Origin of the sequence: Clostridium cellulovorans 743B, from assembly GCF_000145275.1 — a bacterium.
GTDB classification, from domain to species: Bacteria; Bacillota; Clostridia; order Clostridiales; family Clostridiaceae; genus Clostridium_K; species Clostridium_K cellulovorans.
The window spans coordinates 1,463,655-1,477,993 of sequence record NC_014393.1 but is presented as its reverse complement, the minus strand read 5'-3'; the positions used below and the strand labels follow the sequence as shown (position 1 = coordinate 1,477,993).

General features: G+C 30.3%; 14 protein-coding genes. 2 read left to right on the top strand and 12 right to left on the bottom strand.

From position 1 onward, the window contains the following. Positions 1–89 precede the first annotated feature (89 nt). The 6 genes from CLOCEL_RS06025 to CLOCEL_RS06000 form a co-directional block, all read right to left on the bottom strand. Positions 90–1,343: a methyl-accepting chemotaxis protein gene (locus tag CLOCEL_RS06025; RefSeq protein ID WP_010076179.1), complete on the bottom strand. Its 1,254-nt coding sequence runs from the start codon at positions 1,341–1,343 to the stop codon at positions 90–92. An 86-nt stretch (positions 1,344–1,429) separates the two neighbouring features. After that, positions 1,430–1,711, bottom strand: a complete 282-nt coding sequence (locus tag CLOCEL_RS06020; protein WP_010076180.1) for a two-CW domain-containing protein — start codon at positions 1,709–1,711, stop codon at positions 1,430–1,432. A gap of 380 nt (positions 1,712–2,091) precedes the next feature. Next, complete coding sequence (gene queC, locus CLOCEL_RS06015; protein WP_010076181.1) at positions 2,092–2,760, bottom strand: 7-cyano-7-deazaguanine synthase QueC; 669 nt, start codon at positions 2,758–2,760, stop codon at positions 2,092–2,094. Further along, entirely contained in the window at positions 2,760–3,242 is a 483-nt protein-coding gene (queF, locus tag CLOCEL_RS06010; RefSeq protein ID WP_010076182.1) for a preQ(1) synthase, read from the bottom strand. The genes queC and queF overlap by 1 nt, the downstream gene beginning before the upstream one ends. Before the next feature lie 2 nt (positions 3,243–3,244). Next, positions 3,245–3,727 (bottom strand): QueT transporter family protein, encoded by a 483-nt coding sequence (locus CLOCEL_RS06005; protein WP_010076183.1) that lies wholly within the window; start codon positions 3,725–3,727, stop codon positions 3,245–3,247. Positions 3,728–3,901: 174 nt separating this feature from the next. Continuing rightward, positions 3,902–5,590, bottom strand: a complete 1,689-nt coding sequence (locus CLOCEL_RS06000) for a methyl-accepting chemotaxis protein (RefSeq protein WP_010076184.1) — start codon at positions 5,588–5,590, stop codon at positions 3,902–3,904. Positions 5,591–5,959: 369 nt separating this feature from the next. Between CLOCEL_RS06000 and CLOCEL_RS05995 the strand changes: the two genes are divergently transcribed. Next, entirely contained in the window at positions 5,960–7,192 is a 1,233-nt protein-coding gene (locus CLOCEL_RS05995; RefSeq protein WP_010076185.1) for an FprA family A-type flavoprotein, read from the top strand. A gap of 246 nt (positions 7,193–7,438) precedes the next feature. Here the strand turns inward: CLOCEL_RS05995 and CLOCEL_RS05990 are convergent, their stop codons facing one another. Together CLOCEL_RS05990 and CLOCEL_RS05985 are read right to left on the bottom strand one after the other, a co-directional pair. After that, positions 7,439–7,672: a DUF2249 domain-containing protein gene (locus CLOCEL_RS05990; RefSeq protein ID WP_010076187.1), complete on the bottom strand. Its 234-nt coding sequence runs from the start codon at positions 7,670–7,672 to the stop codon at positions 7,439–7,441. Between the two features lie 233 nt (positions 7,673–7,905). Next, positions 7,906–8,619 (bottom strand): Crp/Fnr family transcriptional regulator, encoded by a 714-nt coding sequence (locus CLOCEL_RS05985; RefSeq protein ID WP_010076188.1) that lies wholly within the window; start codon positions 8,617–8,619, stop codon positions 7,906–7,908. A gap of 239 nt (positions 8,620–8,858) precedes the next feature. Between CLOCEL_RS05985 and CLOCEL_RS05980 the strand changes: the two genes are divergently transcribed. Next, entirely contained in the window at positions 8,859–9,800 is a 942-nt protein-coding gene (locus CLOCEL_RS05980; RefSeq protein WP_010077629.1) for an IS982 family transposase, read from the top strand. 296 nt (positions 9,801–10,096) lie between these two features. On the opposite strand, the gene hcp is transcribed toward CLOCEL_RS05980, so the two are convergent. The 4 genes from hcp to CLOCEL_RS05960 all read right to left on the bottom strand — a co-directional run bounded on the left by hcp (position 10,097) and on the right by CLOCEL_RS05960 (position 13,912). Continuing rightward, positions 10,097–11,800 carry a hydroxylamine reductase gene (hcp, locus tag CLOCEL_RS05975; protein ID WP_010076189.1) on the bottom strand — a complete coding sequence of 568 codons (1,704 nt, stop codon included), beginning with the start codon at positions 11,798–11,800 and terminating at the stop codon, positions 10,097–10,099. 203 nt (positions 11,801–12,003) lie between these two features. Continuing rightward, entirely contained in the window at positions 12,004–12,759 is a 756-nt protein-coding gene (locus CLOCEL_RS05970; protein ID WP_010076190.1) for a DUF438 domain-containing protein, read from the bottom strand. Positions 12,760–12,956: 197 nt separating this feature from the next. Next, positions 12,957–13,592 carry an MBL fold metallo-hydrolase gene (locus CLOCEL_RS05965; RefSeq protein ID WP_010076191.1) on the bottom strand — a complete coding sequence of 212 codons (636 nt, stop codon included), beginning with the start codon at positions 13,590–13,592 and terminating at the stop codon, positions 12,957–12,959. Between the two features lie 86 nt (positions 13,593–13,678). Continuing rightward, on the bottom strand, positions 13,679–13,912 hold the full coding sequence (locus CLOCEL_RS05960) for a DUF2249 domain-containing protein (RefSeq protein ID WP_010076192.1): 234 nt from the start codon (positions 13,910–13,912) through the stop codon (positions 13,679–13,681). Positions 13,913–14,339 lie beyond the last annotated feature (427 nt).

Here is a 14,339-nt window from a genome sequence, read left to right as displayed (position 1 = left end):
TAAAAACCTCTCGATATTTTTCTATATCGAGAGGCTTTTAATTTAACTTATCCTTTATAAGCTCACTTATAAACCATTATCAATTGATATTAACTACATTTCTCTAATTGGACATTCAAATTATTATTAACAGTGTTAAACAACTCTTCCGAAGCTTCATTTAATTCAAAGGAAGTATTACTCAATACAGCAATTGTTGAAGATTGTGTAGCTATATTTTCTGCTACCTGTTGTATTGAAGTGGTAACTTCCATATTGCTATTATTGATATCTTCCATAACCTTTGAAATCTCCTCATTAGATACACTTTGTTCTTGAATACTTTCTGAAACATTGTAAATTCTATTATCAATATCCTCTATACCCTCTGAAATACCTTTTAGCTCACCATGAAGACCCTCTATACTTGTGCTTCCAGCTTTAATATTACTTCCTATCTCAGCTGTACTTCTAATTGTCTCAGCTATTCTTCCTTGTATGCTTCTAATAAGCTCCTCTATCATCTTTGCTGATTGACTATTACTTTCCGCTAGCTTCCTTATCTCATCTGCAACTACGGAAAAACCTCTTCCATATTCACCAGCTCTTGCTGCTTCTATTGCTGCATTCAATGCAAGAATATTAGTTTGATCTGTAATAGATTTTATGGTATATATAATATTCTCTATTTCTTCTGCTTCTGTTCCTAGCTTCTCTGTGATATCCATAGTATATTCAGAAACTTTTTCTACATTTTTAATTTGATTTTTTGCTTCTAATGCACCCTTTTCACTTTCGTTTATATAATATCTAATATTATTAACAATATTTGATATCTCTTCTGCTTCTGTTGCAGTTTTTGTTGATACCTCTGAGTTTTCCTTTATTTCTACAGTTATTTCACTAATCAAATCACTTATATTTTCAGTATCACTTTTAATACTTTTTATATTCTTGTTTATCTTTCGAATTCGACTGTTTACCTTTGATACATCCATGAACAACTTTTCTGCTATTTTAGCAACCTTCAATGAATTTTTATTTATATATAAAAATGAATCATCTACTTTACCAATATAACTATAAATTAATTTTTCAATCCTTATTAATTTATTATCAGTAGAATTTAATTTACTGGAAGCTTCTTCACTTGTACTATGCACTTCTTCAATAGCAGCCAATATATCATTAACCTTTGATACCTTTTTTATGTATAATACCCAGTTTACAATTGTTGCTACAGTTAAAGCAACAATTCCTACAAAAATTTGCGGAAAATATGCCTTAGTCATAACATAAGACGCTACAAGTATAATAATTAAAACTAATAATAAACCAAGTCCTTTTATCTTATTACTTTTCATCACGGTTATCCTCCAAGTTAATCACATAAATTTAATAAAAAGATTTACCGTTAAAATTATATAATTGAAACCTATTTATCCTTTTTTTAATCTGGCATTGATTCAAACTCTTCAGCTTCTTCATTTTTAACTTTTTTAAAGAAATCACAACTCATACAAGATATTTGTTTATCTGCATATGAACCTTGAACTTTACCTCCACACAAAGTTCCTGCAATAGCCCAACAAATTCTTCCCCCATTACTTCCATTATTTATTTCATCTGTGACTTTATTATTTGCTGCTGGACATACTCCTAATTCTTTTACTTTTTCTCCCCCAACGTGTCTTCCACATTTCTTGAATTCCCAACAATTTTGTTTTGCCATTATTATTCCACCCTTCACAATTGATTACAATTTTAATTAGTATTTTACTATTAATTTCAATTTAAGTCAATATAAAGCTATTTACCTTTATTTTTTGAATAAATATCATTATTTTCTTTAAATTAATTGTTAAGCCTTTTAGTTTTTGCAAATTGCTCACTACAACTTATTTTACCTACCGTTATAGTGGACAATTTCACCAAGCAACAAACTTATCCTACTAAATGAGTATCTTTCAAAATTGTACATTGATTTATTAAATGGCATTTATATTTGACATAGAAACCTTATTGGAGCTTATATAGAAACAATAAAAAAATCCATCCTTCAATTACAATATGTAAGAAGGACAGATTTACTTTGAGATTCCATTAATTTAGTTATCTATACTTTTTATAGAATTCCTCTAATCCTCTAGCTCTTAGAAGACATGAAGGACAAATTCCGCAACCAGCACCAATAATTCCATTATAACAAGTTAAGGTTCTATCTTTAATTGTATCTAAAACGCCTAGATCATCACTTAACTTCCAAGTATCACACTTATCTAACCACATTAATGGCGTATGAATTACATACTCATAATCCATAGATAGATTTAAAGTTACATTTAGGGATTTTATAAAAGTATCTCTGCAATCAGGATATCCACTAAAATCACTTTGTGATACTCCAGTAACTATATGCTTAATGTTATGAGTTTTAGCATAAACTGCTGCGAAAGTTAAGAAAATCATATTTCTTCCTTCAACTAAACTGTTAGGAGTAGATTCACCCTCTTTAGCAGCCTGCACTTCGATATCTTTTCTAGTCAAAGAGTTTGTTGTAAGCTGATTTAATAATCCCATATCTAAAACTTCATAGGATACATTGTTTTCTTCACAAATTTTTCTTGCACATTGAAGCTCAAGCTCATGTCTTTGACCATAATTAAAGCCTATAGCTTTTACATTTCTAAAATTCTTTATTGCCCAAAATAAGCAAGTGGTACTATCTTGACCCCCACTTAAAACAACTAATATATCTTGTTCTTTTAAACTACTACTCATTATCTGTTATCCACCTTTTCTGGATATAAATCATGGTTTGTTAGCCTATTAAAAGCTACCTCTTCCCATTTTGTACCTGGCTTTCCATAGTTACAATATGGATCGATTGATATTCCACCTCTTGGAGTAAACTTTCCCCATACCTCTATGTATTTAGGATCCATTAACTTTATTAAATCCTTCATTATTATATTCATGCAATCTTCATGGAAATCCCCATGATTCCTAAAGCTGAATAAATAAAGCTTTAAGGATTTGCTTTCTACCATTTTTATATTTGGTACGTAAGATATATAAATTGTTGCAAAGTCCGGCTGACTTGTTATTGGACAAAGGCTTGTAAATTCCGGACAGTTGAATTTAACAAAATAATCATTTTCAGGATGCTTATTATCAAAAGTTTCTAGGACTTCTGGATCATAAGAAAAACTGTAATTTACATTTTGATTTCCTAATAAGTTTAAATCTAAATCTTCTCTCATAGTTATTCTCCTATTTTACCTTTTAATGTTTTTACTAAAGCAGCTCCTAACACTGCCGGTATTACTTGACCTAAGCAAAGACTAATTGCTAAAGCCTTATATGGTACATGTGTTAATCCAGTTAACCAAATAGGCACTACAAGTCCCGGTACAAATATTATCGGAAGTATTATAGCAAATGTATTTATTCTATACCTACGGATACTATACACTAATAAGGAAGCAATTATTCCTACTAAGCCACCACCTATAATGTCAAAGGGCCCAAGTCCTCCTAACATATTAGATAAGACATTTGATAGACCAAGGGGCAAAACTAGGAATGGATATATATAAGCTAGCGCATATAAAGTTGTTGCAATTCGCACCTGTATAGGTCCAAAAGCAAAACCTTGAGTTACTATCATTATTACAACATACAAAGCCATTACAATACCTGAAATAGCTAGTTTTTTAGTTTTTGAAACACCGCTTCTTAATTCCATATAAATCACCTCCAAAAAAATAAAAGGCGGAGAACACTCCACCTCAAAAAACATGTTCCTAGTTTTGTTTATAGACAGGATGGTCGACGAACTGTCTTATTTAATTCTACAAATTATTATAGATTAATTATTCTTTTATTGCAAGGTAATTTATATATTATAATACAATATAGCTTATAGGTTAAACTCTTTAACAATTACTTGAAGTTCTTCTGCAAGCTTTGCAAGTTCTTCAGCTGAACTTGCGATCTGCTGTATGCTAGCTGTTTGCTCTTCAGTTGCAGCAGATACTTGTTCTGTATTCGCTGCAGTTTCTTGTGCTATACTTGCAATATTATTTATAGCATCGCCTGTTTCAGTGGCATTTTCACTTAGTTTTTCCGAAAAATTCGTAACTGTTTTAATATTACTTGATATAATAACTGATTCTTCTTGAATTCCTCTAAATACTTCTACAGTCTCTGCAAGTGCTCTTTCTTGTTGTTCTATAGCTTTTTCTGCTCTATTTGCTTCTAAAACAGACTGATTGATTAAAGCTTGTATACTATTTATAATCTCTCCAACTTGTATCACAGAATTACTAGTTTCTTCGGCTAGCTTTTTCACTTCATCTGCAACAACAGCAAAGCCTCTTCCATGTTCACCAGCTCTAGCTGATTCTATAGCAGCATTTAATGATAATAGGTTAGTTTGCTCGGATATTTCTTTTATTACTCCAACAATGTTCCCGATTTCCTTTGATTTTTCTTCAAGTAATACTAGGACCTCTTTCACATTAGTTGTAACTTCCTTACTTTCATACATTTTGTTTTCTTGATATTTAACCGATTCTTCACCTTTACTAACTCTTTCTAATGAACTATCTGTCAATTTTTCTGAATTATTCATATCTAAAGTAATTTTCTTCAATCCACTAGATATCTCTGATATTTTAATATTTCCTTCTTCACTTGACTGAGCTTGTTCTGTAGTTCCTTTTGCCAATTCAGCTATATTATTTGCTATCTGCTCTGAAATTTTCACTACCTCTTCTGAGGACGCTGATAGTTCTTGACTAGAAGCTGCAAGCTGTTCTGAAGTTTCACTAAACTTAATGATCATTTGTCTTAAATTTTTAACCATAATAGAAAAATTACTAGTTAAATCTTGTATTTCATCACCAGTTCTAAATATTCTTATTTCTTGCGATAAATCTCCCTGTGCAACCTTTTGTGAAGCTTTCACTAAATTAACCAATGGTCTTGAAACATATTTGATTAGTAACACACACAGAATACCACTAATAATAGCTGATATTATCACTAAGGTTGTTGATAATATAATTTTATGCTTTATATGATCATTTACTATAGTCACAGCTTCTTCATTTGTTTTTTCAACAGTATTACTCCAATTATATGTAATAGCTTTTATTTCTTCTACATGTTGACGCCCCTCAACAGCTCTAGTTGTAGCCTCCTCAAATTTCTTTAACCTAGTCAATTTAAAGACTTCTTCCACAGTAGAATAATAATCATCATCCTCCTTCTTAAGCTCTGCTAGAAAATTCTTATCACTTTGAGTTTTTATAACTGCTTCAATATCCCTGTAGTTATCCTCAATTTGCCCTTTTAGATCTTCAAAAATCCCTGGAAAACTTTCATCCTTAAAAAGTAAATATCCTCTCACCGTTGATACTTGCTCTAGTTTTAAAGCTCTCGCCTTTTCAACATGTGTTAATAAAGACATATTTTCTTTAACTAATGTGGAATATTCTCGTTTTACTTTGTTTATCCCAGAAATCCCCAAATAGCTGACTATCATTATAAGTAAAACTAATATAGATAGGCTACCGAATATTTTAGAACCTAACTTAAGCTTCATTTTTTGCCCTCCTAAATAAAATTTAAATTCTTTCTTTTTAGATCCTCCTAGTAATAAGCCTTTTCACCTCAAAATCTTATAAATAGAAATTTTCATTACTACCAATTAATCTTTTGTCTTAAATATATTTATTTTATAATCATTATTTTTATTACTTATATACTAAAAACATTTTTCCTTTTTTATCCATTTTATAATATTTCATCTAATTTATCAAAGTAAATTTTATCAATTTTACATTTAACTTTTAATATTGATTTAATTTATAGCCATTTGATTTGAATCATATTTTTATTAATCCTCTAGATATAAAATAGACCCATAGAAAGATACAACTATAAAACACTTAAAATGCTGGAGGGATATATTATGGAAAATACCATTATGTTAAATGAAAAAATCTATTGGGTTGGTAAAGTTGATAATAGGGATGTGCCTTTTCATAGATTAACTTTAACTAAAGGAACTACTTATAACAGTTACTTATTAATGACAGAAAAACCAACAGTAATTGATACTGTTGATATAAGTTTCGGAAGAGAATTTGTAGAAAACTTAAGAAAGCTAATAGACCTTGATAAAATTAAATACATTATAATTAATCACACTGAACCTGACCACTCTGGTGCCCTTGGAAGCTTAGCTTCTAAAGCTAAGAATGCAGCAATAGTATGCACAAAACCAGCTGTAGAAGAACTAAAGGAAATGTATAAACTTCACAACAGAGAATTTATAGTTGTAGGTGACGGTGACACTTTAGATATAGGTGGTAAAACCTTAAAGTTTATAGAAACACCATATCTTCATACAGAAGAAACAATGGTCACCTATTGTGAAGAAGATAAAATTCTATTTCCTTGCGATATTTTTAGTACTCATATTGCTACCAATGAATACTTTAATGATTTATCAAAAGAAGATATAAAGGATGACTTTATAGGTTATTATAAGTTGATCATGCATCCACATAGAAGATATGTACAAGATATGATTAAAAAAATAAAAGAATTAGATATCAAAATGATAGCTCCATCTCACGGCTTTATCCTTAGAGATAATGTTGAAAGTCTCATAAACATTTATGATTACATGAGCAAAAACACAGATACTCAGAAAAAGTCACTAATTTTACATTCCACTATCACTGGCAATACAAGAAAAATTGCAAATCTGCTTAAGGAAAACTTCGAAAAACAAAATATAGTCTCTGAAGTAATGGATGTAAATAAAGCACAAATGGATGAAGTGATGAAGGCTATTGATGAAGCTGATGCAGTGTTCTTTGGAACCTCAACAAGATATGGTGATATGATTGGAAATATGGAAGATATATTAAAAGCTTTAAAAGGTCTAACCTTAGAACAGAAACTAGGTGCTGCCTTTGGCTCTTACGGTTGGAGTGGAGAAGCTATAGAGGTAATGCAGGACTATTTAACTGAAACTAATTTCAGTGTGTTAAATACTTCTGACATAATTAAATCTACTGGTATGACTAATATAGAATTACCATTAAGAATTAGATTTTCCCCTAAAGAGGACAACCTAAAAGCAATTGAGGATTTAGTTATTTATACTTCTGATTTACTACTGAGCAGACCTTAGTTATATTAAAAAGGATTAATTATCATCATAAACTGCTACCCTTATATAATTAAGCACAAAACCATTTTGCACTGTGAAATGGTTTTGTGCTTTGTTAATTCTTTCTATGATATCTAAATAAGCCATAATTTTTCTCGAAAGTATACAGTTCTATTCTTTAAAAAGCCTATCAATAAACATCATTTTCTCCTCTTAAGATATAATGAAGAAAATTGAAAGAACTCAAATTCTTTCAATTTTTAAACTTTATTTTTTTGTAATAGCAACTCTCCAAACTTCAGGCCCTTCTTCTATATAAACCCACTCAAATTGTTCTGGCAGTTCCATTATGAACTGGTAATGCAACGGCCTAGGATCATGATCGTTTATAAGTTCCATTTTCTCACCAGCACCTAACCCTTCAAAAGTCTTAAATATAATAGGATGCTTATCTCTTGGTTCGTACATTCTTGCATCTACAGTTGCAGTATAATTTGTCATATTTAAATCCTCCTTTGATAGTATATTTTTTAATATTTTCTGCTTGCCTTATGACTATATTATAACTTCATTTAATTTAATAAAATGTGATTTAAATCAATCATCATAAATATTTCTTTCTATACTTTTTATCTTATTATCCTTAACTAATCCTAATTTAGCAAAGTGTATTTGGCGAAAAATAAGCTACTTAAAATAGAGTTTTACTTCTATTTTAAGTAGCTTATCTTGCCCTATATATAATCCTTTAAGCTATCTTTATCTAAAATTACGATAGTTTTTGTCCCTACTATTCTTATTAACTTTTCATCTTCAAATTTTTTCAACTTCCTACTTATGGTTTCTCGTGTTACTCCGATATAATTAGCCATGTCTTCTCTTGATAGTGGCAACTTTATAGATATATTGCCTTTTATGCTCTCTCCGTACTTTTCCATTAAGTCAATTAATAAATAAGCCATCCTTGAATCAACATCATTAGTTGCAAGATTTTGTGCAAGATTTTCTACCTTTGCTAATCTTTCTGCTACAGTTTCTAACAATTTTATCCCAATAGCTGGTTTTCTCATCATTATTTCCCTCATTTCATCTTTAGAAAGAGTACATATCTTGGAGTGCACTATGGCCTTAGAATTGAACCCATACTTAGAAAGTTTTATAAGATCTAACTCTCCAAAAAAATCTCCCTCTGAGAGTACATGCAATATCTGTTCCTTACCATCCTTAGTATATTTATATAATTTTATTTTGCCTTCATTTATAAAATAAAGGGTATTAGCCACATTCCCTTCAGTAAAGATAACTTCACCTTTAATATATTCTCTATGATTAATAGTATCTACAATCTCTCGTAACTCTTCATCATTTAAATTTTCAAATATCGGAACCTTACTTGCACAAAGTTCTCCTCTGCAATTATTACAACAATTACCACAGTGAGTATTCATAATTTTCTCCTCCTGTATTCCTTTAGTTTGCTACTTTAGGGATATGTTTATCTATATAAATATTTATAGTTCTACTTAGCTTAATTAAATATAATCACTCTCGTTGATATATGGTTGTTTATATAACCCGTTGTGCTAGTTAAATACGCTGGCAATACTTACAAATAGAAAAACTCCAGCATATTTGCTAACCTATCATTAAAAAACACCACTAATCTAATGATAGGAGGCTAACCTATATGCCAGAGTTTAATAAAGATTCTACCATAACAATAAATGACTTAAAAGATTTTATTGTTGTCACTTATGTTATAATTGATGACTTTTACCAAAAAGTAACTCCAACATTTATTAAAAATCGTCGTAACATCGCTAAATCAGTAATGACTGATAGCGAAATAATTACGATTTCTTTAGTAGGTGAACTCTTAACCATTGACTCTGAAAAAGCATGGTTTGGATTTTGCTCTAAAAACCTACGAGACTTATTTCCCAACTTTTGTAGTAGGCCGAGGTTTCATAGAGTTAGAAAGTCATTATTTCGAGTCATTGATGAAATTCGTAAAGAGTTAACGAAATTTCTTAACTATCAATATGACCGAATGAGAATTGCAGATAGTATGCCAATTCCTGTGTGTAAGTTTGGGAGAGCTCATTTCCATAAAGCTTTTAAGCCGGAGGCTGCCTACGGGCGATGCGCTTCGAAAAAAGAAACATATTATGGATTCAAATTACATGCTTTAGTAGCCCTCGATGGCTATATCACAGATTTTACTGTAACAGCAGCAAATATTGATGACAGAGATGTCGTCTGGGAACTCACAGCTAATTCAGAGATTGATATACTAATAGGTGATAAAGGATATATAGGTCAAAAAGTTGCTTCGCAATTAAAAGAAACAAGGTACATTCGTCTTTTAACAATAAATCGTAACAATAGTAAAACTAAACTTTTAAAACCTTTTAGGCAGTTGATATTCAAGGCTCGTCGTAGAGTAGAAACTACTTTTTCTCAGCTCTCCGAGCAATTAAATATGCAGAGGGTTCTTACAAAATCAACTTGGGGATTTGCCACAAGAATATCAAATAAAATATTAGCTCATAATCTTTGCTATTTTATAAATAAATTTTTTAATATAGGTATAGAAATATCAAAGATTAAAGAATTAGTATTCGGATAATAATTTCCAAAAACAGTATATGAGACAATAGGATAGGACTGCCTAAAATCATGGTATAAATATCCTTTTAATGAAAACTTATCTGCTAGCACAACAGGTTTATATAATAAAAATATACTCCCTTCATAGTAACAGTTTTACTACTTAAACTGTTACTATAATGAGAGCATAGCATTATTTAGTTAGGCTTTTAATATTAAATTATATAAGTTTCGATAAAGGCTCTTCATAGTGTGGTATTAATTTTCAATATATCTATAAGATTTCATTGAAGTCTCATTAATGGAACTTATAGATTAAGCCTCCATAAACATTTTCATATCATCTTCTACATTTGTAATTCCACCAATTCCAAAGTTATCTACTAATACCTTAGCAACATTTGGTGAAAGGAATGCTGGAAGTGTTGGTCCTAAGTGAATGTTTTTAACACCTAAATACAATAATGATAATAATACTATTACAGCTTTTTGTTCATACCAAGCTATATTATATGATATAGGTAATTCATTTACACTATTTAATCCAAATACTTCTTGAAGCTTAAGTGCTATAACTACTAATGAATATGAATCATTACATTGACCTGCATCTAGTACTCTTGGAATTCCACCAATATCCCCTAAGTTTAATTTGTTATATTTATACTTTGCACAACCTGCAGTTAATATAACCGTATCCTTTGGTAATTTTAATGCAAATTCAGTATAATAATCCCTTGATTTTGCTCTTCCATCACAACCTGCCATTACAAAGAATCTCTTTATAGCACCAGTTTTAACAGCATCTACAACCTTATCAGCAAGAGCTAAAACTTGATTATGAGCAAATCCACCAACGATTTGTCCTTTTTCTATTTCAGTAGGTGCACTACATTTTTTAGCCATTTCAATAACTTGTGAGAAATCTTTTGTTCCATCAGCCTTTGCTTCTATATGAACACATCCAGGCATTCCTGTAGCCCCAGTTGTAAATAACCTATTCTTGTAAGAATCCTTTGGAATAACTATGCAGTTTGTAGTCATAACTATTGGACCATTAAATTTTTCAAACTCTTCTTTTTGTTTCCACCATGCATTACCATAGTTTCCTGCAAAATGACTATACTTCTTGAATTTTGGATAATATTGACCAGCAAGCATTTCTCCATGAGTATATACATCTACTCCAGTTCCTTCTGTTTGTGCAAGTAACATTTCTAAATCTCTTAAGTCATGTCCTGAAATCAATATTCCTGGGTTAGTTCTAACACCTATATCTACAGTTGTTATTTCAGGATGTCCATAGCTTTCAGTATTAGCTTTATCAAGTAATGCCATACCTTCTACACCAAACTTACCAGCTTCTAAAGCTAATGTAACTAATTCATCAACAGTTAATGTATCATCTATTGTTGCTGCTAATGCCTTTGCCATAAATCCATGAACTTCTTCACTATTATATTTTAAATTCATAGCGTGCTTCATGTAAGCAGATAAGCCTTTTAAGCCATAAGTAATAAGTTCTCTTAAGCTTCTTATATCTTCATTCTCTGTTGCAAGTACACCAACAGTTTCAGCTTTTGCATCGAACTCTATTGTATTATTAGCTGTCCAAGTAGCCGCTTCTGGCATTATCATTTCTGTAGTTTGCATTCCAAATATTTTTTTGAAGAAACCGCCAGTTACTTTAACTTCACCAACACTACCACCAGCTTTAACAACTTTAGCTTTTAAGTCTTCTCTTACTTTTAAAGTTTCTTTTACTCTATCTAAAATAGAATCTCTATCAAAATTTGCATTTGTAATTGTTGTAAATAAGTTTTCTACTATATATTTATCTACTACAGCATCCGTAACTCCAACTTTTCTTCCTTCATTACTTACTATAGCTAGTCCCTTAGTTACATATATTAATAAATCTTGAGCCTTTGCTACATATTCATCTTTACCGCAAACCCCTACCTTAGTACAGCCTTTGCAACCAGCAGTTTCTTGACATTGATAACAAAACATTGACATATTTATAACTCCTTATTTCTTACTTTATTTTTTATAATTTTTATATTTTTATGACTCTCTATTTCTCTTATAACTTTTTATATCTCTTATAACTTTCTACATTTTCTCTTACTTCTTATCCTTGGTGATTTAAAGTTTACTATATCTTTATCAATCCCTCTGTAACATATGTTACTAACCTAAAAAAAGTTTTACTATCTGAATTATATGTTAGGGGTAAAGCTGCAATATCCTATTTCATCACATCTTCGCTTCATATCTTCCCATGTTTCCTTCTCTTTTATAGATTCTATGGCTGTAGGGTATAAAATATGATTTTCTTTAAATATATGATCTCTTAAATTGAAAATAATATATTTTGATGCCTTATCAACCATCTCCTTAAATTCATTAAAATCTAATCTTGAGACATTTTCTACTGCTTCTTTTAAAGCTTTTTTCTTAGTTCTTAAATCATCATGTTCCATTCTCATAATTCGAGTTGGTCCAGTAATCTTTCTATCCTCTAACTCCAAAAATAATACTTTTTCTTCTCTTTGATGATGACTTTCTGCATCTAATATATTATCTATAACTGTATTTAATGCTTTAATTTCTTCTAAATTATCTTTATAGTCTTGAATTTTTTGAATTTCAAAATTTAGTTCCTCAAGCTCTGTTAAAAATCCAAGAATTTTATCATGTTCAGCAATAAATGTATCAACAATATGCCCTGGATTAATATCATTTTTTATCTTATCAAGTTCACTGCTTAAAACCTCCATGTGTACATCACAAAGATGTCTTAAATCTTCTGGATTCATACCTTGTTCAATTAAGTTTTGTTCCGCAATTGAAAGTTCAATAGGATTTATATCTGAAACAATTGCAATAGCTTCTTTTCTTAGCTCTTCTGTAACCCCGTGCTTATTTAATTTTTTCAAAACCTCAGTTAAGTTTTGTATATTTTTATTATCCATTATTAATTCCTCCCATAACCTTTAATTTTCACAGTTCATATCTCCATGTACTAATTGTATTTGATTTTCATTCTTAATTATGTGATTTAAATCAAATTTCAAAAAGTATAAAAAAGGGACTTAAATTAAGTCCCTTTTTTATACTTACTCTATTTTCTTAGAATACTTCTACGATCATTACAAATACAGCATATTTACTACACTTTTAAACACAGGCCATGACCAGTAGCTACAAAGTTAGGCTTCAATTGCAATAATTTTTGTTGCAACTGTTTCCGTTTATCCGCGTCGGGAACTTGCTCTTTGCTAATATTATTTATTTCATCATGCCAGTTAGCTTCTTTTATTGTACCTATTTCTTCTCCATTATTCATCATTAAATCACTACTAAAGAATATTTTGCGCTTATTCTCCATAACTAATAGCCCATCCCAAAGATGCATTTCTGAAGGATATACAAAAAACTCAAGTTCGTAGTCAGCAGTACTAAGCTTTTCCCTATCTTTTTTAACAATAACTTCAGCTTTTATTCCAAAACCATTTAATTGACGTGCTGTAACTGCTGAGCAAATTACCTTAGCCCTTGGAAATTGTTTTAATATTATTGGCAAACCACCACATTCATCTGCTTCAAAGTGTGAAATAAAAATATACCCTAACTCTTTATCATTAAGAACTTCTTTCAACTGTGGTAAAAGAACTTCAGCTTGATTAATATTGCCAGTATGCACTAATAACGGTTCATCAGTAGCTAATAAATACTGATGAAATGAAAGATCAATCGGTGGAATATACGTGCTAAACTGATATAAATCTTGATTAGCAATTTGCATATAAATAACCTCTTTCCTTTATATTAAACTTAAAACAACTAATACTTCTATATTAAATTTAAAACTACTAATACTTCAAGAAAAATTTATTTCTTTGTGATTCCTATTCTCCATACCTCAGGTCCCTGCTCTAAATATTCCCATAAAAATTGTTCTGGGTAGCATATCATAAACTTCTGATAAAGTGGTTGAGGATCATGATCATTTATAAGTTCCATGGTTTCACCTAATAATAATTTTTCAAAAGTTCCAAAAATCATAGGTTGCTTCTCTTCTCGCTGATAAGTCCTAACATCTATTGTTGCTGCAAAGCTTAACATTCTTAATTCCTCCTTCGTAAACCTTTTAATATTATACTTTTACTTCATTTAATTAGTATGGCTTATATCTAAGTAGATAAGTATATATTTTATTTATAAATTCTCTAAGTACTTTCATTAGAATTAAAATATATTTGTCTTTGTTCTTTTATGCAAAATCACCTGATTTAAATAAGACTTATATGTAATTTCTGTTCCTCAGAGCAAAGTTTTGCCGTAAGCTTCCTTTAGGTTCTATCTGGCGGTGGCCACCTTGCTGTAGCTAATGGTTTCTAATATCAACCTTCATAGCAAACTTTTGCTGTCAAGCTGTCTCCTATGCTTGGCACATCTAAAGACTGAGCTACTGTAAAAAGCAACTCAGTCTTTTAATTCTTATCTATTTATACACATAATCTTACTCAATCATTTTCATTTATACCAACAT